The sequence below is a fragment of the Streptomyces abyssalis genome (assembly GCF_001751365.1).
Taxonomy (GTDB): Bacteria; Actinomycetota; Actinomycetes; order Streptomycetales; family Streptomycetaceae; genus Streptomyces; species Streptomyces abyssalis.
This window is the reverse complement of the sequence record NZ_LJGT01000037.1, coordinates 485,815-508,563: the sequence shown is the minus strand read 5'-3', so window position 1 is coordinate 508,563 and position 22,749 is coordinate 485,815. Positions and strand designations below refer to the sequence as shown.

At 71.0% G+C, this 22,749-nt stretch carries 21 protein-coding genes; 10 read left to right on the top strand and 11 right to left on the bottom strand.

Annotated elements, in window-relative coordinates:
- Positions 1 to 48: 48 nt before the first annotated feature.
- Complete coding sequence (locus AN215_RS05410) at positions 49 to 996, bottom strand: CoA transferase subunit A (protein WP_070009955.1); 948 nt, start codon at positions 994 to 996, stop codon at positions 49 to 51.
- Between the two features lie 229 nt (positions 997 to 1,225).
- On the opposite strand from AN215_RS05410, the gene AN215_RS05405 reads away from it, so the two are divergent.
- The 3 genes from AN215_RS05405 to AN215_RS05395 all read left to right on the top strand — a co-directional run bounded on the left by AN215_RS05405 (position 1,226) and on the right by AN215_RS05395 (position 5,088).
- On the top strand, positions 1,226 to 2,146 hold the full coding sequence (locus AN215_RS05405) for a LysR family transcriptional regulator (protein WP_070009956.1): 921 nt from the start codon (positions 1,226 to 1,228) through the stop codon (positions 2,144 to 2,146).
- 230 nt (positions 2,147 to 2,376) lie between these two features.
- Positions 2,377 to 3,597, top strand: a complete 1,221-nt coding sequence (locus tag AN215_RS05400; protein ID WP_070009957.1) for an acetyl-CoA C-acetyltransferase — start codon at positions 2,377 to 2,379, stop codon at positions 3,595 to 3,597.
- A 147-nt stretch (positions 3,598 to 3,744) separates the two neighbouring features.
- Entirely contained in the window at positions 3,745 to 5,088 is a 1,344-nt protein-coding gene (locus tag AN215_RS05395) for an MFS transporter (protein WP_070009958.1), read from the top strand.
- A 118-nt stretch (positions 5,089 to 5,206) separates the two neighbouring features.
- Here the strand turns inward: AN215_RS05395 and AN215_RS05390 are convergent, their stop codons facing one another.
- Positions 5,207 to 5,800 carry an LAETG motif-containing sortase-dependent surface protein gene (locus AN215_RS05390; protein ID WP_070009959.1) on the bottom strand — a complete coding sequence of 198 codons (594 nt, stop codon included), beginning with the start codon at positions 5,798 to 5,800 and terminating at the stop codon, positions 5,207 to 5,209.
- 361 nt (positions 5,801 to 6,161) lie between these two features.
- On the opposite strand from AN215_RS05390, the gene AN215_RS05385 reads away from it, so the two are divergent.
- On the top strand, positions 6,162 to 7,484 hold the full coding sequence (locus AN215_RS05385) for a S1 family peptidase (RefSeq protein WP_245694251.1): 1,323 nt from the start codon (positions 6,162 to 6,164) through the stop codon (positions 7,482 to 7,484).
- A 31-nt stretch (positions 7,485 to 7,515) separates the two neighbouring features.
- Here AN215_RS05385 and AN215_RS05380 read toward each other — a convergent pair whose 3' ends face one another.
- From AN215_RS05380 to AN215_RS05370, 3 genes are all read right to left on the bottom strand, one after another.
- Entirely contained in the window at positions 7,516 to 9,654 is a 2,139-nt protein-coding gene (locus AN215_RS05380; RefSeq protein ID WP_245694247.1) for a neutral/alkaline ceramidase, read from the bottom strand.
- A gap of 122 nt (positions 9,655 to 9,776) precedes the next feature.
- Complete coding sequence (locus AN215_RS05375) at positions 9,777 to 10,850, bottom strand: LLM class flavin-dependent oxidoreductase (RefSeq protein ID WP_070010319.1); 1,074 nt, start codon at positions 10,848 to 10,850, stop codon at positions 9,777 to 9,779.
- 303 nt (positions 10,851 to 11,153) lie between these two features.
- Positions 11,154 to 11,672 (bottom strand): lytic polysaccharide monooxygenase auxiliary activity family 9 protein, encoded by a 519-nt coding sequence (locus tag AN215_RS05370; protein ID WP_070009961.1) that lies wholly within the window; start codon positions 11,670 to 11,672, stop codon positions 11,154 to 11,156.
- A gap of 395 nt (positions 11,673 to 12,067) precedes the next feature.
- On the opposite strand from AN215_RS05370, the gene trxA reads away from it, so the two are divergent.
- A complete protein-coding gene (trxA, locus tag AN215_RS05365) occupies positions 12,068 to 12,475 on the top strand; it encodes a thioredoxin (RefSeq protein WP_070009962.1) in 408 nt (135 codons plus the stop codon).
- Here trxA and AN215_RS05360 read toward each other — a convergent pair.
- Positions 12,463 to 13,023, bottom strand: a complete 561-nt coding sequence (locus AN215_RS05360) for a DoxX family protein (protein WP_070010320.1) — start codon at positions 13,021 to 13,023, stop codon at positions 12,463 to 12,465. The genes trxA and AN215_RS05360 overlap by 13 nt on opposite strands.
- 94 nt (positions 13,024 to 13,117) lie before the next feature.
- Positions 13,118 to 14,197, bottom strand: a complete 1,080-nt coding sequence (locus tag AN215_RS05355) for an ATP-dependent DNA ligase (protein WP_070009963.1) — start codon at positions 14,195 to 14,197, stop codon at positions 13,118 to 13,120.
- 338 nt (positions 14,198 to 14,535) lie between these two features.
- On the opposite strand from AN215_RS05355, the gene AN215_RS05350 reads away from it, so the two are divergent.
- The 3 genes from AN215_RS05350 to AN215_RS05340 all read left to right on the top strand — a co-directional run bounded on the left by AN215_RS05350 (position 14,536) and on the right by AN215_RS05340 (position 18,096).
- Positions 14,536 to 15,054 carry a GNAT family N-acetyltransferase gene (locus AN215_RS05350; RefSeq protein WP_070009964.1) on the top strand — a complete coding sequence of 173 codons (519 nt, stop codon included), beginning with the start codon at positions 14,536 to 14,538 and terminating at the stop codon, positions 15,052 to 15,054.
- 178 nt (positions 15,055 to 15,232) lie between these two features.
- Positions 15,233 to 16,246, top strand: coding sequence for a non-homologous end-joining DNA ligase (ligD, locus tag AN215_RS05345; RefSeq protein ID WP_070009965.1), 1,014 nt, complete (start codon positions 15,233 to 15,235; stop codon positions 16,244 to 16,246).
- Positions 16,247 to 16,401: 155 nt separating this feature from the next.
- Positions 16,402 to 18,096, top strand: a complete 1,695-nt coding sequence (locus AN215_RS05340) for a serine/threonine-protein kinase (protein WP_070009966.1) — start codon at positions 16,402 to 16,404, stop codon at positions 18,094 to 18,096.
- A 70-nt stretch (positions 18,097 to 18,166) separates the two neighbouring features.
- Here the strand turns inward: AN215_RS05340 and AN215_RS05335 are convergent, their stop codons facing one another.
- Complete coding sequence (locus AN215_RS05335) at positions 18,167 to 18,808, bottom strand: TetR family transcriptional regulator (protein WP_070009967.1); 642 nt, start codon at positions 18,806 to 18,808, stop codon at positions 18,167 to 18,169.
- 109 nt (positions 18,809 to 18,917) lie between these two features.
- Here AN215_RS05335 and AN215_RS29725 point away from each other — a divergent pair, with 109 nt between their 5' ends.
- Together AN215_RS29725 and AN215_RS30235 are read left to right on the top strand one after the other, a co-directional pair.
- Positions 18,918 to 19,076, top strand: a complete 159-nt coding sequence (locus AN215_RS29725) for a hypothetical protein (protein ID WP_171904129.1) — start codon at positions 18,918 to 18,920, stop codon at positions 19,074 to 19,076.
- Positions 19,077 to 19,088: 12 nt separating this feature from the next.
- Positions 19,089 to 19,430, top strand: coding sequence for a DUF4190 domain-containing protein (locus AN215_RS30235; RefSeq protein ID WP_245694296.1), 342 nt, complete (start codon positions 19,089 to 19,091; stop codon positions 19,428 to 19,430).
- Here AN215_RS30235 and egtD read toward each other — a convergent pair.
- Genes egtD through egtB form a run of 3 tightly spaced genes read right to left on the bottom strand, consistent with a single transcriptional unit; the run spans position 19,420 to position 22,684 of the window.
- Positions 19,420 to 20,430 carry an L-histidine N(alpha)-methyltransferase gene (gene egtD / locus AN215_RS05325; RefSeq protein WP_070009968.1) on the bottom strand — a complete coding sequence of 337 codons (1,011 nt, stop codon included), beginning with the start codon at positions 20,428 to 20,430 and terminating at the stop codon, positions 19,420 to 19,422. The two genes, AN215_RS30235 and egtD, sit on opposite strands and share 11 nt — an antisense overlap.
- Positions 20,430 to 21,326, bottom strand: coding sequence for an ergothioneine biosynthesis protein EgtC (gene egtC, locus AN215_RS05320; RefSeq protein WP_070009969.1), 897 nt, complete (start codon positions 21,324 to 21,326; stop codon positions 20,430 to 20,432). Before egtC ends, egtD begins: the two co-directional genes overlap by 1 nt.
- Positions 21,326 to 22,684, bottom strand: coding sequence for an ergothioneine biosynthesis protein EgtB (gene egtB / locus AN215_RS05315; RefSeq protein WP_070009970.1), 1,359 nt, complete (start codon positions 22,682 to 22,684; stop codon positions 21,326 to 21,328). Before egtB ends, egtC begins: the two co-directional genes overlap by 1 nt.
- Positions 22,685 to 22,749: the final 65 nt, after the last annotated feature.

Sequence of the window (22,749 nt, the reverse complement as noted above, 5' to 3'; positions counted from 1 at the left end):
GGCGGTGGGGCCGGTCGGGCCGGTGGGGCCGCTCGCGGCGGCGCGTGGTCACAGCCGGCGCCCGTAGTTCACCGGCAGGCTCATCGCCTCGCCGACGGCCAGCCCGTCCCAGAACTCCTCGCCGAGCTTGGCGACGTATTCGGCGTGGTCTCGGGTCCCGTGCACCCACTCCGCCAGCCAGGCGGTCAGCCGCTCCTTGTCCTTGCTGATCCCCGCCCAGGCGCGGTAGAAGGCGTTGTCCCGGTCGTAGTAGCCCTGGGCGAAGGAGGGGTGGGCACCGCGCGGGCAGACGACGACGGCGTCCACGGCGTGTGCCGGGATCAAGGTGCGGTTCGGGTCGGAACGCACGACCTCGTCCTCGACGATCTCCTCCACCACGACGACGGCCTTACGCGCGGCGTAGACGGCTTCGGCCTGGACTCCGGTCAGGCCCCAGACCTGGGTGTTGCCGGAGCGGTCGGCGCGCTGTGCGTGCACGATCGTCACGTCGGGGTTGACGGGCGGCACGACGTAGATCTGCTCGCTCTCGCCGTCCGGACCCGGATAGGGCGAAGTGACCTTGCGCATGGCCGGGTTGACGCCGGGCAGGTCGCTGCCGCCGTAGCTGCGCAGCGGGTAGAAGGGCAGCCGCTGCGCGCCTGCGATGTAGCGGCAGATCATCCCGTAGTGGCTGTACTCCTCGAAGGCGAGCGGCTCGGGGTCCGCGCGCTCCACGCGGCGGCGCAGCTCGCCCAGCGAGCCCGCGGAGGAGTTGCCGACGAAGGAGGAGACCAGCCGGGAGACGCATCCCGCGGCGAGCATCTGGTCGACGACGATGTCGGCGGTCATGCGGACCACGGTCAGGCCGCGGCGGCCCTGGCGGATGATCTCGTGACCCGCCGCGGTCGGTATGAGATGCGTGAAGCCTTCGAGGGAGACCGTGTCGCCGTCCCGTACGTATGCGCCGACGGCCTCCCGCATGGTCATCGTCTTGTCGGTCGCGGTCTCCACGGCCATCTCCACATCTCCTCGGTGCGGCTCGTCGCGGCAAGTCCCGGGGCCTGCCCGGCCGTATCCGGGCCTGCCCGGCCGCGTGCGGGGGCGGGCACGCTCCGGCCGGGACCCGGGTCACCCTGCCCGCCCACGTTCCCACCCTCCATTGATTGGCGTCCAATACCGAATTAAGGTCAGTTTGAGACGTGAAACTGATAACTGGCCGACCGGTCAGCCGATGAATGGGTCTGACGTGGAACTGCGCTACCTCTCCTCCTTCGTCGCCGTCGCCGAGGAGCTGCACTTCGGCCGTGCCGCCAAGCGGCTGCAGATGGCACAGCCGCCGCTGAGCCAGCAGATCCGGCAGCTGGAGAAGGAGCTGGGCGTCCAGCTCTTCGAACGCAGCACCCGTTCGGTGCGCCTGACCAGCGCGGGCGAGGCCTTCCTCAAGCCCGTCCGCACGGTCCTCGAGGACATCGAGATCGCCACCCGCGTCGCCAAGGCCGCCGGTCGCGGCGAGTACGGGCGGGTGAGCGTCGGCTTCGCCGGTGCGTCGAGCCACGCGACCCTGCCACGGCTCGCCCGCGCCGTACGGGCGGCACACCCCGGCATCGAGCTGGTCATGCTCGGCCAGACCTACGCCCACACCGCGCTGACGCGGGTCGCGGACGGCACCCTCGACCTGGGCTTCGTACGGCTGCCGGTCAGTCTGCCCGGTGTCGAGCACCGGGTGATCGCCGAGGAGGAGCTGGTCTGCGCTCTCCCCTCGGACCACCGGCTGGCCCGGCACGAGAGGATCACCGTCGGCGATCTGGCCGAGGAGCCGTTCGTGAGCTTTCCCGCCCGCACCGGCTCCAGCCTCCGCGACGTCGCCGTCGACGCGTGCGAGCGGTCCGGCTTCCACCCGCGGATCGTGCAGGAGGCCCCGGACTCGTACACGATCCTGGCGCTGGTCGCGATGGGGGTCGGGGTGACGCTCACCCTCACCTCCTGCATGCACATCCAGCAGACCGGGCTCGTCTACCGGCCGCTGGCCGGGCCGCCGGTGGTGCTTCAGGCGGCGCTCGCGTGGCGTACGGACAACCCGTCGGCGGCGCTGCACAGCGTCCTGGACGTCGCGGCGGAGGCGCTGCCGCCGCCCGGGAACGCGTCAGCCGCCGACGCCACCGATTGAGTACGTCCGCGTATCAGTGCGAGGCGGATCGGATATTGGACCGGAATAGTGCGCGGTGGAAGGGTCGTACGGCGAAGACAGCAGGCCCGTGCGGCGACCCGGCCCCGGCCCCGACGACCTGACGGCCCGACCCCGTTCCGGCTCCGGCGCCCCGGCGCATCAGCCACCCCACAAGCCAGCGACACCAGCCAGCGACACCAGCCAGGAAGGCCTCATCCATGTCAGCCCGCATGCCGGCCAAGACCGACGTCGTCATCTGCGCTCCGCTGCGCACACCGATCGGGCGCTTCGGCGGCGCCCTTGCAGGTCAGCGCCCGGCCGCACTCGCGGCGGGCATCATCTCCGAGGTGGTCGCACGCAGCGGCGCCGACGGCTCGCAGGTCGACGAGGTGATCCTCGGGCACGCCTACCCCAGCGCCGAGGCCCCGGCCATCGGACGGGTGGCGGCACTCGACGCGGGGCTGCCCGAGTCGGTCACCGGCATTCAGACGGACCGGCGCTGTGGCTCCGGCCTCCAGGCGGTGCTGGACGCGGCCATGCAGATACGGGCCGGCTTCAGCGAGGTCGTGATCGCCGGCGGAGTCGACGTGATGAGCGCGGCGCCCTACTTCACGCATGAGGGCCGCTGGGGCATCAAGGGCCCCGGGCTCCAGCTGCACGACGCCCTCGCCCGCGGGCGCGTGACGGCCGGGGGCGAGCACCACCCGGTGCCGGGCGGCATGATCGAGACGGCGGAGAACCTGCGCCGCGAGTACGGCGTCTCCCGTGCCGACCAGGACGCACTGGCGCTGCGCTCGCAGCAGCGCGCCGCCCGCGCCGCGGAGGAGGGCTGGTTCGCGGAGGAGACCGTGCCGGTGACGGTGCGCGGGCGCAAGGGCGAGAGCACCGTCTCCGCCGACGAGCATCCGCGTCCGGACACGACGGCCGAGCAACTGGCGGCGCTCCGCCCGGTGATGGGCAAGTCGGACCCGGAGGCGACGGTGACCGCCGGCAATGCGAGCGGCCAGAACGACGCCGCCGCGGCATGTCTGGTCACCTCGGCCGCCACGGCCGAGCGTCTCGGACTGACGCCGCTGGTTCGGCTGGTCTCCTTCGCGCGTGCGGGCGTTCCGGCGAAGACGATGGGGATCGGTCCGGTGGGCGCGACGAGGACGGCCCTGGAGCGCGCCGGGCTGTCGCTCGCCGACATGGACCTGATCGAGCTCAACGAGGCCTTCGCCGCTCAAGTCCTCGCGTGCACACGCGAATTGGGGCTCACGGAGACGGACCACGAGGAGCGGATCAACGTCTGCGGCTCCGGTATCTCCCTGGGCCACCCGGTGGGTGCCACGGGCGCGCGCATCCTCACGACGCTGGCTCATCACATGGTGCGCACGCAGTCACGGTACGGGCTGGAGACCATGTGCATCGGCGGCGGGCAGGGCCTCGCGGCCGTCTTCGAGCGCTATTAATACGCAGCACGTCTCACTGCGTCAGTTATTCGGTATTGGACCCGTCTAGGTCGGTGCTGTCACGGTTACCGCCGTCCCACCCGCACACCGGGACGCGAGCGTGCCCGTGCGCCGCCGCCCGCCCCCGTCCTCATCCGGAGCCGCCGCATGAGCACCCCGCTCACCCAGGAGAAGAGAAGGACCGCGAACCGCGCGGGATTCGGAGCCTTCGTCGGCTCCACGATCGAGTGGTTCGACTTCTACATCTACGGAACCGCCTCGGCCCTCGTCTTCGACAAGGTCTTCTTCCCCGAACTCGAGGGCGCCGTGGGCACCCTCGTCGCGTTCGCCACCTTCTGGGTGGGCTTCCTCGCCCGGCCGCTGGGCGGCATCGTCTTCGGGCACTTCGGCGACCGGCTCGGCCGCAAGAAGACGCTGATCATCACGCTGCTGCTGATGGGCGTCTCCACCACCCTGATCGGCGTGCTGCCCGGCTACGCCACGATCGGTGTCGCCGCTCCCGTCCTGCTCGTCACGATCCGGATGATCCAGGGCATCGGGCTGGGCGGCGAGTGGGGCGGTTCGGTTCTCATCGCCTCCGAACACGCCCCGAAGGGCAAGTCGATCCTCTACGGCGCCTTCGCCCAGCAGGGCTCACCCGTCGGCAACACGCTGAGCACCGTGGCCTTCCTCGCCGTGAGCGCGCTGCCGGAGCCCGAGTTCCTCAGCTGGGGCTGGCGGATACCCTTCCTCGCCTCCGCGCTGCTCGTGGTCGTCGGCCTCTTCCTGCGGATGAAGGTCACCGAATCCCCGGCGATGGCCCGGCTGATCGAGAAGAAGGACGTCGCGAAGCTGCCGCTGAAGGAGGTGCTGCGCACCTGCCCAGGCCTCATCGCACTGGGCATCGGGGCCTGCACCATCGGGCTGTCGGCCACGTACTTCAAGTCGACGTTCGCGCTGTCGTGGGCGACGTCCAGCCTCGACTTCGAACGGAGTTCGTTCCTCACGATCCTCCTGGTCGCCAACGTCACCCAGATCTTCGTGCAGCCCTTCGGGGCCCTCCTGGTGACGCGGATGCACAACTGGTCGCGTGCCGTGTGCATCATGCTGCTGCCCGAACTGGTCCTGATGCCCCTGATGTTCGTCCTCATCGGCACGGGCAACTACGGCCTGGCGATGCTCGGCGTCTCCGTGGCGACCGTCCCGCACTGCCTCTACTACGCGGCGCTGGCGGGGATGCTGGCGAGCCGCTTCCCCGCGAACGTCCGCTACACCGGAATCTCGCTGTGCTACCAGCTTTGCGCGACGCTGCTCGGCGGCACCACACCGGTCATCGGGCAGTTCCTGCTCAACCGTACGGGCTCGATCACCGCGGTGATCTGCTACGCGGTCTTCCAGGTGCTCCTCACGCTGGGCTGCATGCTTCTGCTGCTCAAGAGGCCCGACCACGACCGGAGTTCGCCGCGGACGCAGGAGGCGACCGGTACCGGCGTGCCCGTCGCCGCGGTCTGAACTCACCCACGACACCTGCGCATACGACGAGGGCCCGGCAGCCACGGTTCGGCTGCCGGGCCCTCGCGGGCTGTGCTCATGGGAGCGCGGAGCGCCCCGGGTTCTGCGCGGTGCGGGCTCAGTCCTGCGCGGCCGAACGGCGCTTGCGGGCGGCCACTACGAGGCCGGCACCGGCGACGAGGACGACACCGGCGGCACCGGCGATCATCGGGGTGGCGCTGGAGGCACCGGTCTCGGCGAGGTCGTCGCCTCCGCCGTTCGGCGCGGTGCTGGGCTCCTCGGACGGCGCCGGGGCTTCGCTGCTGGACTCGCTGGGCGAGGGAGCGGGCGAGGACTCGGTGGGCGTGGGCGAGGGGGACTCCTCGCAGACGGGCGACATCTTGCTCTCGTTGACGTCGAACTTGTTGTCGTCAGAGGCGTCGATCTGCAGGCGCACCTCCAGCGGGGAGGTGTGCTCGGGCAGGTCCACCTTCTTGTCGAAGGTCCGGCCGAACTGCTCGTCCACCAGGGTCTTGCCACCCGCGGTGATCTTGATGGTGTTGCCTTTTTCGCTGTAGTTCTCCAGGTGGATGCTCGTCGAGTAGCAGTCCACCTTCCAGCCCGGCACGTGCGCCGAGGCGGGAGAAGCGACGAACATCCCTGTGCCGACGAGAGCGGCGGCACCCGTGGCGACGGCGGCGGAACGCTGCCATCTCTGGCGTATAGCTGTCATGGTCTCCCTCTGAGGATGAAGAAGTGGTGAAGAGCGCGTGCGAGGACAGCACGGTACTCCCCGGTACATCACTGGTCGCGCCCGCCCCCCGAATGACCAAGAGGCACTGCAAAAGGGGCAGTTCAGGCGTGGTGGCGTGTGATGCGAATGCACTCCCCCGTGCGGTCCGGTGGCTGCCCGCCCGTTCCCGCTGGAACCCGCTGACCCTACCGCCTCAGCCGCATCGGCGGGGGAAACTCACGGACATTGAGTGGTCTCAACTACGAAACGGCGGGACGGAGTACCTGTGGAGAAACCATGGCGTGCCACTGCGCCGAACCGGCAATGAGGCGCCGGTCCACCACCCAGGGAGGTCAGTGAGTTGAGCCATCGACGCAAGGACAGCAAGCGGGCGTATGTGATAGCCGGCGCAGGCACGGCTGCGCTGGCACTGGCCGCCGTGACGCTGCCGTACGCGAACGCTGGACAGGACGAGACCGGTCCGCGGACGATGAGCGCCAAGGCGGCAGCCGCGATGGGCACCAAGCTGGCCGACGCGAACGAGTCGAGCACGGCGGGCTGGTTCATCGACAGCAAGGCCAAGAAGCTGGTCATGAACGTCACCGACGAGGAGACCGCTCAGCGCGTCGAGGAGAGCGGTGCCGAGGCCAGACTCGTCCAGAACTCCAAGGCGGAGCTGAAGAAGGTCAGCGACACCCTGGCGAACGGCGCCTCGGTGGCGGGCTCGGCCTGGTCGGTCGACCCGCGTACGAACAAGGTCTCCGTACTGGCCGACAGCACGGTCGACAGCGCGGAGTGGGCGTCGCTGAACAAGACCGCCGCCGGCATGGACGGCATGATGTCGGTGAAGCGGACCGCCGGTAAGTTCCAGAAGTTCCACGGCAACGGCGGCGCCGGTGCCGAGGAGGAGGGCAACGGGGCCGGAAACGGCGCCGGCCAGGGCGCGGGCCAGGGCGACGAGGGCGCCGGCAACGGCGCGGGTGACGACGGCGCGGGCGCCGGTGAGGGCGGCCAGGCCGCCGCCGAAGGCGTACTCGGCGGCGACGCCATCTTCGCCGGGGACAGCCGTTGTTCCCTCGGCTTCAACGTCACGGTCGACGGCGCTCCCGGCTTCCTGACCGCGGGCCACTGCGGCGAAGCGGGCACGGCCTTCACCTCCGACCAGGCCGGCGCCGAGGCGCTCGGCACGCTCACGGACTCGCAGTTCCCGGAGACCGACTTCTCGATCGCCACTCTCGACGACGCGCAGGCCGAGGCACCCAGCGCGGTGAACCTCGATCCGCTGGGCGAGGGCCAGGGCGGCACGCAGGAGATCACCGGAGCCGCCGAGGCCGCCGTGGGCATGCAGGTGCAGCGCAGCGGCAGCACGACCGGCGTCACGGACGGCGAGGTCACCGCACTGGACGCCACCGTCGACTACGGCAACGGCGACGTCGTCAACGGAATGATCCAGACGAACGTCTGCGCCGAACCCGGCGACAGCGGCGGCGCGATGTTCTCCGAGGACCAGGCCGTGGGCCTGACCTCCGGCGGCAGCGGCGACTGCACGCAGGGCGGCGAGACCTTCTTCCAGCCGGTCACGGCCGCGCTCGAGGCGACCGGCGCGGAGATCGGCGCCGGCGGCGGGGAGGCCGGGCAGGAACAGGAACAGGGCCAGGAGCAGGAAGTGGGCTCGTTCCAGTAAGCACTGACCGGCCGCCCCGACGGGCGATCCGTCAGCCGCTCACGGTGAACCCCGAAGAGGTTCCCGAGATGGCTTTCGGGTCGCCCGCGACCGGTTTGGCGTCGCCCTCGTAGGTGATCCGGTACTCACCGGAGGCCGTTCCCCCGGGAATGTCCCAGGTGACCGTCACCTTCGAGGCGGCGACGCCGTAGCGCTCCCAGCGGAAGGCCGTCGACCAGTCACCGTCGTCCGCGACGGTGCGCCACTCGCCGTCCTTCCGCGCTTCCACGCGGAGGTAGGTCCCGCCCCGGTGCAGCACGTTGCCGGGGTGGGCACCCGCGAAGACCACCGTCACCCGCTCCCCCGGCCGGTAGTTGGCGCGCGGAGCGGTGAGCACGTCTCCGAACTCGTGGGACAGCGGCGGCGCGTCCAGCACGATCCCCGGTTGCAGGGAGATTGTCTTGTCCGAGATGTCGGGGGCGACCGGCCCGATCGGCAGGCTCTTGCCGTCCCGCATGGCACGTGCGAGCTGTGCCGCCGTCTGCTCGACGGCCGGCAGCTGCCAGCGCCCGAAGAGGGTGCTGCCGCCCTCGTACTGCTGGGAGTCGTACTCCTCCGGCGTGGTGAGGTAGTGGAAGTAGGAGTTGGCGTAGCCGGCGACGAGTACGTCACGCACTTCCGCGCCGACCGCCTCCGCGACCGTGCGGCGCAGCCGCAGCCCGGCGCACACCGTCACCTCGCCGGGCACTCCGATCAGATACAACTGCCCGATGCGCAGCAGCTGTACGGGCACCTGCTCCTGGACCCAGGGGTAGACGGCGTTCATCACGCCGACGGGCGCGACGATGCCCTTCGGCGCCTGCGCCTCGCGCAGTTCGGGTGACGCCTCGTAGATGACGGAGTCCGAGATCGCGTCCCACAGCGGGTTCTCGCCCTCGTCGAAGCCGGGGAACGCCGGTCCGTCCTCCAGGCTGCCGGCCGCCATCGCCGCGCCGATGGCGGGCCCCGAGGTCTTGTGCCGCTTGCCGTCACCGGTGTGTTCGGGCTCGACGGTCACGCCGGAGAGGTCGATGTAGACGAGCCGTGAGTCCACACCGCCCGTCAGCTTCGTGCCGCGCCGGTCGAGTTGACCTGCCGCGGCCTCGTACTGGCGCAGGCCGCACTCGCGGGTGTTCCCGAAGTCGGCGGGAGTCGTAGGCGGCTTGAGATCCAGGTTCGGGGACATGTCGCCCGCGTTGGTCTGCGCGAACGCGGCGACGAAGTCGGGCTTGCCGTCCGCGAGATGGTCCACGCCCTCGACCTCCCGCTCCCAGTGGTAGGCGGCGTAGCCCTTGTTGTCGGCGCTGATCAGCTTGTTCTCGCCGGACATGCTCGTGCAGTGCACGGCGAACCAGTTGACCGCCCCGGCCACGTGTCCGTCGCGTTCGATGCGCAGCAGTGTGCTCTGCGGGTCGATGCCCTCGGGGAAGTGGCCGCGCAGGTCCGACGGGTTGCGCTCGAAGGCCTCGCGGGACCTGTTGGCGCTGGTGCCGCGCAACTCCGCGTGGGTGAGGGTGAGTTCGGACGGTGCGAGGTCGTCGTGGGCGCGCGTGGCCGCCTCGGTGATGCCGTCCGTCATGGCCTTGAAGGTCTTCTCGTGGAAGCCCAGCGAGGTCAGGTTGTAGAGCAGGTGGTGCGAGGAGCCACCCGGGCCGCAGTGGGTGTGGGTGGCGGTGAGCATGACGTTGCGGTGGGTGTAGAGATCGCCGTACTTCTCCGCGAGTCTCTTGAGGACGGCCTGGTGAACGCTCTCGAAGATCATCGCCGTGTCGACGACGACGAGGAGGACGCGCTCTTCGCTCTCCTCGCCGGCGAAGACGAACGCGCGGGCACGCAGGCGGTTGTGGAGACCCTGGGCCTGCTGGTCGACGCGGCCGTAGCCCATCATGCCGACCTCGGCTATCTCACCGGTGGCGTCGGCGACGCCCCGGCCCACGCGGTATCCGCCGGCGGAAGCGGCGGGGGCCGCCGACGGCTGGGCGGCCTGTTCGGCACGGGCGCTCGGCGTGACCCCGGCCAGGCCGAGTCCCGTCAGCGCCGCGCCTGCGCGCAGCACGGTACGGCGGCTGCTTCTCTGCGGGTCCTGGGGGGTGGACGGGATGTCCTCCGGATGTCCGCCGGAGGGCGGGGTGTGGGGGTGGGTACTGCTCAACGGGGCTCCTCGGTAGGGCTACTTCCCGGTAATGCCGTGAGCATGCCACCCCCGTGACCCCGGTCACAATGCACTTGCGGGGATTGCCGGAGAATTGGACCGGACCAACCCGCGAAGCAGTCTCAGCCGCGCTGCGCGAGGAGCGACGCGTGCGTGGGAGCGTCCGGCACTCCGGCGGGCCGCCGGGCGGCGAACTCCTTGCGCAGCGCGGGCACCACCTCCTCGCCGAGCATGTCCAGCTGCTCCAGCACGGTCTTCAGCGGCAGACCCGCGTGGTCCATCAGGAACAACTGCCGCTGGTAGTCCCCGAAGGCCTCGCGGAAGGTGAGGGTCTTGTCGACGACCTCCTGCGGACTGCCCACCGTCAGCGGCGTCTGCTCGGTGAACTCCTCCAGGGTGGGCCCGTGTCCGTAGACGGGCGCGTTGTCGAAGTACGGGCGGAACTCCCGTACCGCGTCCTGGGAGTTCCTGCGCATGAACACCTGTCCGCCGAGACCGACGATCGCCTGCTCCGGGGTTCCGTGCCCGTGGTGCGCGAAGCGTTCGCGGTAGAGCCCGATGAGCTTCATGTAGTGCTCCTTGGGCCAGAAGATGTTGTTCGCGAAGAAGCCGTCGCCGTGGTACGCGGCCTGTTCGGCGATCTCGGGGCTGCGGATCGAGCCGTGCCAGACGAACGGGGGCACGCCGTCCAGCGGGCGGGGAGTCGAGGTGAAGCCCTGCAGCGGCGTACGGAAGCGGCCCTCCCAGTCCACGACGTCCTTGCGCCAGAGCTCGTGCAGCAGCGCGTAGTTCTCGATGGCGAGAGGGATGCCCTGCCGGATGTCCTGCCCGAACCAGGGATAGACGGGTGCGGTGTTGCCCCGGCCCATCATCAGATCGACCCGGCCGTCGGCCAGATGCTGGAGCATCGCGTAGTCCTCGGCGATCTTCACCGGGTCGTTGGTGGTGATCAGCGTCGTCGAGGTGGACAGGACGAGGCGCTCGGTACGGGCGGCGATGTGGCCGAGCATGGTCGTCGGCGACGACGGCACGAAGGGCGGGTTGTGGTGCTCGCCGGTCGCGAAGACGTCGAGCCCCACCTCCTCGGCCTTGAGCGCGATGGCGACCATCGACTTGATCCGCTCGTGCTCGCTCGGCGTGCTCCCGTCGGTGGGGTCGGTCGTGACGTCCCCGACGGTGAAGATCCCGAACTGCACCACTCTCACCCTCTCGTCCGCTCCGGCAGGAGATCGCGTCGGCGCATGTAGTTCATCCTTGAACTACAGAGTCCCGACAGTCTCCCACGGTCTCCTTCCATGGTCGCGCGGCATGACCGCGGGCCGTCGAGTGCGCGCACCCAGGGCCCGTACGTACGGAGCGCGAGCGGGAGCGGAGTGGGGCGAGGAGGACGCCGCGAGGGCGGACGCGCACAGCACGGTGCCGCCGGAGGCTCACCTCCGGCGGCACCGCGTGCGGAGCCCGCCGCCGGCCGGCGGCCGTCAGCCGTCAGCCGTCAGCCGTCAGCCGCCGATGTTCACATCGATGCAGGCGTAGAAGGCGTTGGCCGTGTCGGCGATGTTCCAGACCGCGAGCACCTTCTGCTTGCCGCTCACACCCCCGAAGTCGACCTGGTGCGTGACCGTCTCGCCCGGCTGCGCCCCTCCGTCGTCGAACTCGGCGATCTTCGAGCCGCCGACGAAGTACTGCCAGGTGCTTGTCGAATGACGCGCCGTCAGGCGCCACTTGAAGCTCTGCGAGCTGCCGACCGGGGTGACCGTCCAGCCCTTGCTGTCGTCGTCCAGCTCGGCGAACTGCTCGTTGCCGCCGCTGCAGCTCGTGAGGCCCTTGGGCCCCTCGACGCTCTGCGGCTCCCACTTGATGGGTCCGCACTCGACGGTGCCGGCGGCACACTGCGCCTGCCTGCTGGGCGGGGAGTCGACGTAGCCGTGCGCACTGGCCGGGGAGGCCGGCAGTGTGAGCACGAGTACGGGGGCCATCCCCGCCCCGATTCCCGCCGCGAGCTTTCTCTTGAAGTTCATTCCTGCTCCTTCACGGTCCGGGCCGCCGGCAAGCGGCGAGGAGGGGAGGGCGCACAGGCGCCGCTCACCCTTACGGACGGCCTCGTTGAACGCGGAGGCGATGTGAAGGCACGCCCCACCAGCGGCGAGGACCAGCCGCGGTAGGAGGTTCTGACGGCTTCGAGCTGGGGGACCCGGTATTCACGCTCGCCATTAGTCTAGACCATAGCGACTGTCTGTCCTCGGTCAAGAGGTGCGCGCCGATTGGTGACAGCGCTTGCGGAACATCGGTCCCGGAAGAGGCGTTTACGCCGAGCGCGACGGTGGGAACGCGGTCCGGGACTCCCGGCATCACCCGTCGGGCCGACCGAGGGCCGCCACGGTCCGACACACCGTCCTCAACAGCAGGAGAGCACATGAGCACCAAGGAGCTCACCAAGGACAACTTCGACGACGTCGTCGCCGACGACGGCTTCGTACTGATCGACTTCTGGGCCGACTGGTGCGGTCCGTGCCGCCAGTTCGCGCCCGTCTACGAGGCGGCCGCCGAGCGCCACTCCGATCTGACCTTCGCGAAGGTGGACACCGAGGCCGAGCAGGAGCTGGCCGCCGCGTTCGAGGTCCAGTCGATCCCCACGCTGGCGATCGTGCGCGACCGCATCGTCGTCTTCTCGCAGCCGGGTGCGCTGCCGGAGGCCGCGCTCGAGGACCTGATCGGCCAGGCCCGCGGCCTGGACATGGAAGAGGTACGCCAGTCCGCGGCCACGCCGGAGGACGCCCCCGGCGACGGCGGGCAGCCCGGCGCCCCGGGTCAGCCCGGCTGAGCGCGCTCCTCCTCCCGCAGGACCCGTTGCCGCCGTGAGACGACGGTCGCGGCCCCCGCGGCCGCGGCGGCGAACATCACCCCGATCATCCAGGGCTGGTTGAGCCGGTGCCCCAGTACGCGGTCCAGGGAGAGGCTCCCCGGCCCCGAGAGGGCGAGAGCCGTTCCGGCGAGGCCCAGGAAGGCCGGATACTCGAGCCCTCCCTGGTCGTTGAAGAATCCCGCAGGCACATGGGTCGAGGCGGCCCCCGTCATCGCCGCGGCCACGGCAGCGCCGGCTCCCGGCGTCGCCAGGCCGAGGGCCAGCAGCGTCCCGCCGCCGGCCTCACCGAGGCCCGAGGCGAGGGCGCTGCGGCGTCCGGGCCGGAAGCCCAGCTGCTCCATGAAGCCACCGGTCCCCGCCAGGCCGTGTCCGCCGAACCAGCCGAAGAGCTTCTGTGTGCCGTGCGCGAAGAGCACGCCGCCGGTGCCGAGGCGGAGTGCGAGGAGTCCGAGGTCGTGCCGGGTGCTGTGGATGCGGTGAGCGCGCCGGCGGCGGCTGCGGCACATCGGGTGGCCCATGGCGTCGTCCCTTCTCACGTACTGAGGTCTCACGTGCTCTGGTCTCACGTACTGAGGTGTCACGTACTCGGGTCTGACGTACTCAGGCGGGGGTTTCGGGCGCGTCGGTCAGCATGCGGGACAGGTCGTAGCTGACGGGCTCTTCGAGCTGGGCGTACGTGCATCCGCGCGGGTCGCGGTCGGTGCGCCAGCGCCGGAACTGTGTGGTGTGCCGGAAGCGGTCCCCTTCCATGTGGTCGTAGGCCACCTCGCAGACGCGCTCCGGGCGCAGCGGCACCCACGAGAGGTCCTTCGTGCCGGTCCAGCGGCTCGGGGCACCCGGCATCCGGCTCTCCATGTGCGCTTCCTCGCTCTGCCAGCGCGCCCACGGGTGCTCCGCCGGGTCGGCCATGCGCAGCGGTTCCAGCTCGGTCATCAGCTCCCGGCGCCGGTTCATGGTGAAGGAGGCGCACACGCCCACGTGCTGGAGCGTGCCGGACTCGTCGTACAGGCCGAGCAGCAGGGAGCCGACTCCCTCGCCGCTCTTGTGGGGGCGCAGCCCTGCGAGCACGCAGTCGGCCGTGCGCTCGTGCTTGACCTTCACCATGAGGCGCTGGTCCGGCCGGTACGGCAAGCCGGGCGCCTTCGCCACGAGCCCGTCCAGGCCTGCTCCTTCGAACTGGTCGAACCACTGCCGTGCCAGCTCGATGTCCGAGGTCGCCGGCGCCAGGAAGACGGGGTCAAGTGCCGGCCGCAGGGCGCGCTGAAGGATCCCGCGGCGCTCCCGCAGAGGCGTCTCCATGAGCGAGTCGTCGCCGAGGGCGAGCATGTCGAAGGCGACGAAGGAGACCGGGGTCTCCGCCGCGAGCTTCCGCACACGTGAGTCGGCGGGGTGGATGCGCTGGGACAGGGCGTCGAAGTCGAGCCTGCCGTTCCGCGTGAGGACGATCTCTCCGTCCACGACGCAGCGCTCGGGCAGGTTCTCCTGCAGTGCCGTGACCAGCTCGGGGAAGTAGCGCTTGAGCGACTTGCCGGTGCGGCTGCCGATCTCGGTCTCTTCGCCGTCGCGGAAGACGATGGCGCGGAAGCCGTCCCACTTCGCCTCGTACTGCATGCCCGCCGGGATCTTCGAGGCGAGCTTGGCGAGCATCGGTTTCACGGGCGGCATCACCGGCAGGTCCATGACGAGAACTCTATTCGCGCGTGCGTGCGTGCGCCTGTTCTCGCGCAACGGCTTCACGGACCGTACGGACGGATGCGAGGGACGGCAGCGGAGCCGGTGAAGACTCCCTACACTGGAGCCCGTTCGTGTCCGGCCTGGACCGAGGAGATGGGAGGTGAGGCCGATGACCGCTCCGGAGACCGCATCTGCGCGCAGCGCCCGGGTCCGCCTCACGTCCCGGGACATGACCTGACCTCGGTCTGCACGGCCGAGGCCGCTCGACAGACCCTCGGCGGGAGCGTGAGCCCGCGAGGCGTCACCGGCACACGGACATCACTCTGAACGGATCTCCATCCACCATGAGCATTCGCCATACCTGGACCACGCGCGCCGAGACCGGCGCCGACATCGACGCCGTCCGCGAGATCTGCCTCGCCGCCTTCCCCACCGCGGAGGAGGCCGACCTCGTGGACGCACTGCGCGCCGACGAGGGCGCGTGGATCGACGGTCTGTCCGTCCTCGCAACGGACGAGAACGACGAGCCGGTCGGCCACGCGCTGCTCACCCGATGCCACATCGACGACGTGCCGGCGCTCTGTCTGGCGCCGGTCGCCGTACTGCCCGGGCGGCAGCGGAGCGGCGCCGGCTCAGCGGCCGTGCACGCCGTCCTGCGGACGGCCAGGCACATGGGTGAGCGGTACGTCATCGTCCTGGGACATGCGGACTACTACCCCAGGTTCGGCTTCACCCGTGCCTCCGCTCACGGCATCGGCCTGACCATCGAGGTACCGGACGAGGCGCTGATGGCCCTGGCCCTCGACGGCGGACACCGGCTGCCGGGCGGGACGGTGCGCTACGCCGCGCCGTTCGGCATCTGACGCTCACCTCCGGAGGTGCGGGGGCGACCGTGCCCCCGCACCGCTCCCCTGCCGTGACGCCGGACGTCTGCGGTGGCCGCGACGCCTGCGGCTACCCGCCGTGCCTGCGCATCGGCCACGGCAAAGCTTTACCGTCCGCCGGGAGGCGGTGCGGCGTCCGCGCGCATAGCGTTGCTGTATGGGTGAGGCGGTGGAACTGACGGTCGGCGGGCAGAAGGTGCGGCTGTCCAGCCCGGACAAGGTCTACTTCCCGGAGCGCGGGCTCACCAAGCTCGACGTCGCCCGGTACTACGTGACCGTCGGTGACGGGATCGCACGCGCCCTGCACGAGCGGCCCACGACGCTGGAGCGCTATCCGGAGGGCATCGGCGGCGAATCCTTCTTCCAGAAGCGGGCGCCCAAGAACCTCCCCGGCTGGATCCCCACCGCGCGCATCAGCTTCCCCAGCGGACGGCATGCCGACGAGATCTGCCCGACCTCGCCCGCGGCGGTGCTGTGGGCCGCAAACCTCGGCTGTCTGACCTTCCATCCGTGGCCGGTGCGCCGCGCCGACACCGACCACCCGGACGAGCTGCGCATCGACCTCGACCCGCAGCCGGGCACGGACTTCGGCGACGCCGTACGGGCGGCGCAGCAACTCCGGCCGCTGCTGGAGGAGTTGGGGCTGCGGGGCTGGCCGAAGACCTCGGGCGGTCGGGGCCTGCACGTCTTCGTGCCCATCGAGCCCGAGTGGAACTTCGCGCAGGTACGCCGCGCAGCCATCGCCGTCGGCCGGGAGCTGGAGCGGCGCGACCCCACCCGCGTCACCACCGCGTGGTGGAAGGAGGAGCGCGGCAGCCGCATCTTCGTCGACTACAACCAGACGGCGCGGGACCGCACCATCGCCAGCGCCTACTCCGTACGCCCCAACCAGCGTGCCACCGTCTCCGCGCCGCTGCGCTGGGAGGAACTGGGCAGCGCGCATCCCGACGACTTCGACGTGGTGACGATGCCGCTGCGCTACGCCGAAGTGGGCGACGTGCACGCGGAGATGGACGCGCACCGCTGCCGGCTGGACGCCGCGCTGGAGCTGGCGAACAAGGACGAGCGCGAGCACGGCCTCGGCGATCTGCCCTACCCGCCGGAGCACCCCAAGGTGAAGGGCGAGCCCAAGCGCGTGCAGCCGAGCAGGGCGAAGCGCGCGGGCGCCTGACACGTTCGTGCCCTCGAAGCCGGTGACGGTCCGCCCGGCACCTCGGCACCCCGGCTCCTCGGCACCGGCTGGGGCACTCCGCCGCCGCAACCGCGGTACGGGCAGCTAGGGTTCACCTCTGAAACGGGTGTGCACAGGGGGACCAGGAGTTCGAGGTGACCGACGAGGACCGGCTGCTGGCGGGGAGATACCGGCTCTCGCGTCAGCTCGGCCGCGGGGGCATGGGGACGGTGTGGCTGGCGCAGGACGCGCTGCTGGACAGGCATGTCGCCGTCAAGAAGCTGCATGTGCCGCCGCATCTGGAGGACGACGAGCGGGTGCGGCTCCACGAGCGCACGCGCCGCGAGGCGCGCAGCGCGGCCCGGATAAGCCATCCCGGTGTCATCGTCGTGCACGACGTCGTCGAGGAGGAGGGGCGGCCGTGCATCGTCATGGAGTACGTGCCTTCGCGTTCTCTCGGCGATGTCCTGCGCGAGGACGGCCCGTTGACTCCTCAGGACGCGGCGCGTACGGGGGTGGCGATGGCTTCGGCGCTGCGTGCCGCTCATGCGGCGGGGGTGCTGCACCGTGATGTGAAGCCGGCCAACGTACTGCTGTCGGAGGGCCAGGAACGCGTCGTCCTCACCGACTTCGGCATCGCCGCCGCCTCCGGCACGGCCACACTGACCCGCACCGGCGAGTTCGTCGGGTCCATCAACTACGCGGCCCCGGAGCGCATGCAGGGCGGCGAGTCGGGGCCGGCCGCCGACGCCTGGGCGCTCGGCGCGACGCTCTACGAAGCGGTCGAAGGGGTCGCGCCGTTCCGCAGGAGCACCTGGGTGGAGACGGCCTACGCGACCGCGAGCGAACCGCCCCGCCCGATGGAACGGGCCGGTGCCCTGGGCGAGTTGATCGAGGGCCTGCTGGAGAAGGACGCGCAGGAGCGGCTGACACTGCCGCAGGCGGAGGAGTGGCTGGCGGGCGCCGTGGGCACCGTGGCGCTGCCCTCGGGTGCGCCGTGGAGCGAGCGTGAACCGGCGGAGGGCCTGCGGCGGGAGCCGGAGCCAGGGCAGGAGCAGGAGCAGGAGCAAGCAGGGGCAGGGGAACAGGCAGGGGCGCCCGTACGGACAGGGACGCGGGCGCAGCCTTCGTCACCGGAACCGGCACCGGCACCCGTAGCCGTAGCCACGGGCACGCCCCCGCCGGCCGCCGCACCGGCGCCGCCGGTCGCCCCACGACCACGCGGCCGGCGCGCCGTGGTCCTGGCCGTGTCCGCCGTGGTGGCCGTCGCCGCCGTCCTGGGCGGCGGCTGGTGGCTGACACGGGAGGACGGCGCCGCAGGGAAGGATCCGGGCAAGGGCCCGACCTCCGCACCCCAGTCCCCCGGCCCGTCCGAGTCCGGCCCCGGACCGCGTCCCCCTGTCGCGGACGGCTACAAGCGCGTCAAGGACGAACTCGGCTTCTCGGTCGACGTGCCGGACAACTGGACGCGGCAGGGGTCGGCGGGCGGACAGCAGGTCGACTACCTCGCTCCCTCCCGGCGTACGGGTCTGAAGTTCAGCGTGCTGGACTTCGCGGGCGACAGCCCCCTCAGGCACTGGCGCCGGCTGGAGCCCGAGGTGCGCCAGAAGTCGCCGGGCTACCGCAGCCTCCGTATGAACGCCACGACTTACCAGGGCCAGGACGCCGCGATCTGGGAGTACACCTGGCAGGGCCGGGCCCGTCCCTACCACGCAGTCGACCTCGGCTTCGGCAAGGAGGGCGAGCAGCACTACGCCATCTATCTCTCGGCACCCGACGCCGACTGGGCCGCCTGCAAGAAGTACTTCGACATGGCGGTGAAGACCTTCCGCGTCGACTCCGGCGGCTGAGCGCCCGGTTGACGGGGGCCTGCGCGAGGGACCTCCCGCGGCCTCACGGCTTGCGCCGGCGAGGCGAGGTTCAGCGGTCGAGCCAGTGCCTGCGGCCCGTGCTGATGAGCAGCAGCCGCCGGCGAGCCGTGCGGGCGACGCTCTCCTCGTCGGGTCCCTCGCCGAGAGCGGCGTCCAGGAACGCCGACGCCGTCATCACCATGTGGTCGACGAAGAGTTCACCGAGCATCCGCATGTCCTGAGCGCTCCAGCCCTGGGACACCTCGTCGTTGGCCAGCGCCCCGGCCACCTCGTCGGCGAAACGGTCCAGTTCGGCGCCTATCGCGGCGCGTACGGCGGGGACGCCGCCGTGACGTTCGCGCACGACGAAGCGGATGTGCGTGGGCTGTTCGCGCACGTAGCGGGCGATGGCGGAGACGGTGCGTTCGATGCGCGCCTCCTCGTCCGCGGGGGCGGCGAGGATCTCGCGTACGACCTCGTGGAGGCTGCCCAGCGACTCCTCGACGAGGGCGACGCCCAGATCGCCCATGTCCCTGAAGTGCCGGTAGAAGGCGGCGGGTGCCACGCCCACGACGCGGGTCACCTCGCGCAGGCCGAGGCTGCTGAGGCTCTGGTGCTCCAGCAGCCGCAGGCCCGCGTCGAGGAGCGCGCGCCGGGTCCTGGCCTTCTGGGCCTCGCGGGCGGTCGGTGCGGACGTGGGGGTGTGGCTCATGTCATTGAGTAAACAGGTGTTCGCGGCTCGATGCCAAGGTAGGCTGTTCTCAGTGAACAGTTGTACTCCCAACTGTTCACTGAGAACCTCCGAAACGAAAGGGCCTCACATGCTCTTCATCGTTGCCGCCTTCCTCCTGCTGGGACTTCTGGTGGGAACCGCGGCGCACATACCGGTCCCCGCGACCCTCGCCGCAGCCGCGGCCATCGGCGCCTGGCTGCTGGTCTTCGCGATCCGTGAGCGCAAGCACCACCGTCAAGGGAGCTGACCCGTGAACGCCATGAACACCCTTGTCCGTCCCCGGAATTCGAACCCGCAGGCATCCGCCGCGGCCGGGGAGACCGAGCAGCAGCCGGACGCCGCGCGCACGGGGGCCACCGCGCGCCTGCGTGACGCGGACGGCATGGCCGTCGCCTCGTTCGTGATGGGCCTGACCGGGCTGCTGGTCTTCAACCTCCTCCTCGGGCCTTGCGCCCTCGTACTCGCGGGCCTGGCCTTGACGCGCGGCACGAAGCGCCGCGGCCGGGCCTTCCTCGGGCTGGCGCTCGGCGCCGCCGACCTGATCGTCCTCGCATCGGTCGCCGCCGCGGACCAGTCCTTCTCGTGGAGCCTCACGGGCTGAGCGGCCGAGCGCCGGGCCGGTCTGCCGCCGGCTCGGCGAGAAGGAGGGCGAAGCGTTGCTCTCCGTCCGTCCACCAGTGACTCAACTCGAAGCCGCCGCAGGCGAGTTCGGCCGCGAGGGCAGCGCGCCGGAACTTCACGGCGATCTCCGTGAGGATCTCCTCGCCCTCCTCGAACTCGGCGGTCATCTCCAGGGCGGGCAACTCGACGGCCTGCGCACGGATTGACCGCAGCCGCATCTCGACGCGCTCCTCCCCCTCGTTCCACACCGAGACGTGCTGGAAGGCGTCCGGGTCGAAGTCCGCGCCGAGTTCGCGGTTCAGCACCCGCAGGACGTTCTTGTTGAACTCGGCGGTCACACCTTGCGCGTCGTCGTACGCCCGGACGAGGACTCCCTGATCCTTCACCAGGTCGGCGCCGAGCAACAGCGCGTCCCCCGGGCCCAGTTCACTGTGCAGCGCGGCATAGAAGGCCGGCCGTGCGTCGCCGTCGAGATTGCCCAGGGTGCCCCCGAGGAAGGCCACCAGACGCGGGCCCGGGGCGCCGTCCGGCATCCCGAGGTCGGTCTCCAGGTCCGTGACGCAGCCCGTCACCTTCAGGTCGGGGTATTCGCGGCGCAGCTGCTCGCCCGCCTCGCGCAGGGCGTCGGTGCTCACGTCGAGCGCCGCGTACGACTCCAGAGTGCCGTGCCGCAGCAGGCTGTCGAGGAGCAGCCGCGTCTTGCGGGACGAGCCGGAGCCCAGCTCGACGAGGGTACGGGCGCCGGTGGCCGAGGCGATCTCGTCACACCGCTCGCGGAGGATCGCGTGCTCGGCCCGTGTCGGGTAGTACTCGGGCAACTGCGTGATCTCTTCGAAGAGTTCGCTTCCGCGTCCGTCGTAGAACCACTTCGGCGGCAGGGTCTTGGGGCGGCCGGTCAGGCCCTTGAGCACGTCGGTGTGGAGCGCGTCGGTGAAGTATCCGTCGGGCAGACGGCGGGTGAGGTCGAAGTGGCCCGTCATCAGGTTCTCCTCGCCTGGATGCCGTGGACGCCGTGGGCGTCATGAGTGCCGTGAGTGCCTTGGGTGCCGTGAGTGCCGTGTGCGGCTCCGGAGGTCCGCGCCCCGCTCCGGCCGGCGGCGTGGGCCAGCGGGACGGTGCGTACGGACGAGACGGTCGCCACGAGCAGCGAGTCGTCCGGGACCTCCTGCCATCCGGCCTCGGAGTCCTCCAGCGGGGCGACGTCCGGCTCGGACGCCACGCGCACGCCGCACCGGCCGGTGAGGTACCAGAGGGTGTCGCCGCAGCGGGTGGCCCAGATCGTGCGGCCGTCGGTGAGAAGGAAGTTGAGCCGCGCACCGGGGCGTATCTCCGCCACCCGGCCCGTGAGCCATGCCAGGGCGTCCTCTGGCGGCTCGCCCGCACGGATGCTCCGCGTGAGCAGGGCCCACAGCAGCGCGGAGTCGCATCGAGCCTCCAGACGGAGCAGTTCGGCCGGCTCCACCGGCACCCCGAGGTCGTCCACGAGCCGTTCCCAGTCGCGTACGGCGCCGTTGTGGCTGAAGAGCAGTCGGCCGTCGGCGTACGGCGCAGCGGCCGTCTCGTCCTGCGCCGTGCCCTCGGTTGCGTCGCGCACGGCGGCGAGCACGGCCGTGCTGTGAACGGCGCGCGCGAGATCGGGCAGGTTCACGTCCGCCCAGACGGGGACCGCCCGGCGGTAGCGTGCCGGGTGCTGCTCGTGGCCGTCCCTCCCGGAGTCCGGCGCGGGATACCAACCCAGCCCGAAACCGTCGGCGTTGACGGTTCCGTACCGCTGCATGCGCGGTGCCCAGGACTGCTCGTACAGACCGCCCGGGGGACGGACGACGATGTCCGCCAGGGACGACGGCGGTCCCAGATAGGCGAGATGGCGGCACATCAGTCCGCTCCCGTGCTGCTGCGCGCGGTACGGAAGCCGGCAAAGATCTGCCGGCGCACCGGCAGGTCCCAGTTGCGGAACGTGCCGCGGCAGGCGACCTCGTCGGTGCCGAACGACCCGCCGCGCAGCACCTTGTGCTCGCTGCCGAAGAAGACCTCGGAGTACTCGCGGTAGGGGAAGGCTTTGAAGCCCGGATAGCCGGTGAAGTCCGAGGACGTCCACTCCCACACGTCACCGATGAGCTGACGCGCACCGCAGGGTGCGGCCCCGGCCGCGTAGGCGCCCGCGGGCGCGGGACGCAGATGCCGCTGGCCCAGGTTGGCGCGGCCTTCGTCCGGTCCCTGGTCGCCCCACGGGTAGCGGCGCGACTCGCCCGTCTCCGGGTCGTGGCGTGCCGCCTTCTCCCACTCGGCCTCCGTCGGCAGGCGGCGGCCCGCCCAGCGCGCGTACGCGTCCGCCTCGTACCAGCACACGTGCATCACCGGTTCGCCGGGCGGGACCCGCTCGGTGTAGCCGAAGCGCCGCCGCAGCCACATCTCCCCGTCCCGCCGCCAGAACAAGGGCGCGCTCAGCTCCGCCTTCTGCACATACGCCCAGCCCTCGGGGTGCCACCAGCGGGCGTCCCGGTATCCGCCGTCCTCGATGAAGCGCTGGTACGCGCCGTTCGTCACCGGCACGGCGTCGAGGTCGAAGGCGGCCACGTCGACGGTGTGGGCGGGACGTTCGTTGTCCAGCGCCCACGGCTCGGTGGAGGTTCCCATGGTGAACGGCCCCGCCGGGACGTGCACTTCGCCGTGCCTCTCGTCCCGGGCCCGTGAGGTGGGAGCCGGCGGGTCGGGGGCGTCGAGCACCGCGGGCCCCCGGCGCAACTGGTGCGTGGCGAGCATCGTCTCGTCGTGCTGCTGCTCGTGCTGGGCGACCATGCCGAAGACGAAGTCGCCCTCGAAGAGCGCGCCGTCGACGCCGTCGGCCGGGGGCGACGCCAGCACGTCCAGCGCACGGGCACGCACCTCGGCGATGTACGCGCGGGCCTCGTCGGGCGAGAGCATCGGCAGGCCGGGCCGGTCGGCGCGCGGCGTACGGAACGCGTCGTAGACAGCGTCCAGGTCGGGACGCACCCCGCTCGTGCCGCCCGCCTCACGCAGCAGCCAGAGGTCCTCCTGGTTTCCCACGTGCGCCAGGTCCCAGGCGAGTGGTGACATCAACTTGGAGTGCTGTGCGGTCAGTTCGGTCTCGTCCAGGCAGTCCGTGAGGGCCTCGGTGCGCCGCCGCGCGCGCTCCAGCGCGGCGAGCGCCTGCTCACGGCCGCCGCGTACGGCATGGGTGGTGGTGGCGGGCGCGGCTGCGGGGTCGGACATCCTCGGGTCTCTCCTCTCCTGTGTGCACGTCCTTGCGTGCACGTCGTGACGTGAACATCTCGCGT

Excerpts from the sequence above, each read along its gene's own strand:
- AN215_RS05410 (WP_070009955.1), bottom strand. The coding sequence starts at position 996 with ATGGCCGTGGAGACCGCGACCGACAAGACGATGACCATGCGGGAGGCC.
- AN215_RS05400 (WP_070009957.1), top strand. The coding sequence starts at position 2,377 with ATGCCGGCCAAGACCGACGTCGTCATCTGCGCTCCGCTGCGCACACCG.
- AN215_RS05395 (WP_070009958.1), top strand. The coding sequence starts at position 3,745 with ATGAGCACCCCGCTCACCCAGGAGAAGAGAAGGACCGCGAACCGCGCG.
- AN215_RS05390 (WP_070009959.1), bottom strand. The coding sequence starts at position 5,800 with ATGACAGCTATACGCCAGAGATGGCAGCGTTCCGCCGCCGTCGCCACG.
- AN215_RS05370 (WP_070009961.1), bottom strand. The coding sequence starts at position 11,672 with ATGAACTTCAAGAGAAAGCTCGCGGCGGGAATCGGGGCGGGGATGGCC.
- trxA (WP_070009962.1), top strand. The coding sequence starts at position 12,068 with ATGAGCACCAAGGAGCTCACCAAGGACAACTTCGACGACGTCGTCGCC.
- AN215_RS05360 (WP_070010320.1), bottom strand. The coding sequence starts at position 13,023 with ATGTGCCGCAGCCGCCGCCGGCGCGCTCACCGCATCCACAGCACCCGG.
- AN215_RS05355 (WP_070009963.1), bottom strand. The coding sequence starts at position 14,197 with ATGGACCTGCCGGTGATGCCGCCCGTGAAACCGATGCTCGCCAAGCTC.
- AN215_RS05350 (WP_070009964.1), top strand. The coding sequence starts at position 14,536 with ATGAGCATTCGCCATACCTGGACCACGCGCGCCGAGACCGGCGCCGAC.
- ligD (WP_070009965.1), top strand. The coding sequence starts at position 15,233 with ATGGGTGAGGCGGTGGAACTGACGGTCGGCGGGCAGAAGGTGCGGCTG.
- AN215_RS05335 (WP_070009967.1), bottom strand. The coding sequence starts at position 18,808 with ATGAGCCACACCCCCACGTCCGCACCGACCGCCCGCGAGGCCCAGAAG.
- AN215_RS29725 (WP_171904129.1), top strand. The coding sequence starts at position 18,918 with ATGCTCTTCATCGTTGCCGCCTTCCTCCTGCTGGGACTTCTGGTGGGA.
- AN215_RS30235 (WP_245694296.1), top strand. The coding sequence starts at position 19,089 with ATGAACACCCTTGTCCGTCCCCGGAATTCGAACCCGCAGGCATCCGCC.
- egtD (WP_070009968.1), bottom strand. The coding sequence starts at position 20,430 with ATGACGGGCCACTTCGACCTCACCCGCCGTCTGCCCGACGGATACTTC.
- egtC (WP_070009969.1), bottom strand. The coding sequence starts at position 21,326 with ATGTGCCGCCATCTCGCCTATCTGGGACCGCCGTCGTCCCTGGCGGAC.
- egtB (WP_070009970.1), bottom strand. The coding sequence starts at position 22,684 with ATGTCCGACCCCGCAGCCGCGCCCGCCACCACCACCCATGCCGTACGC.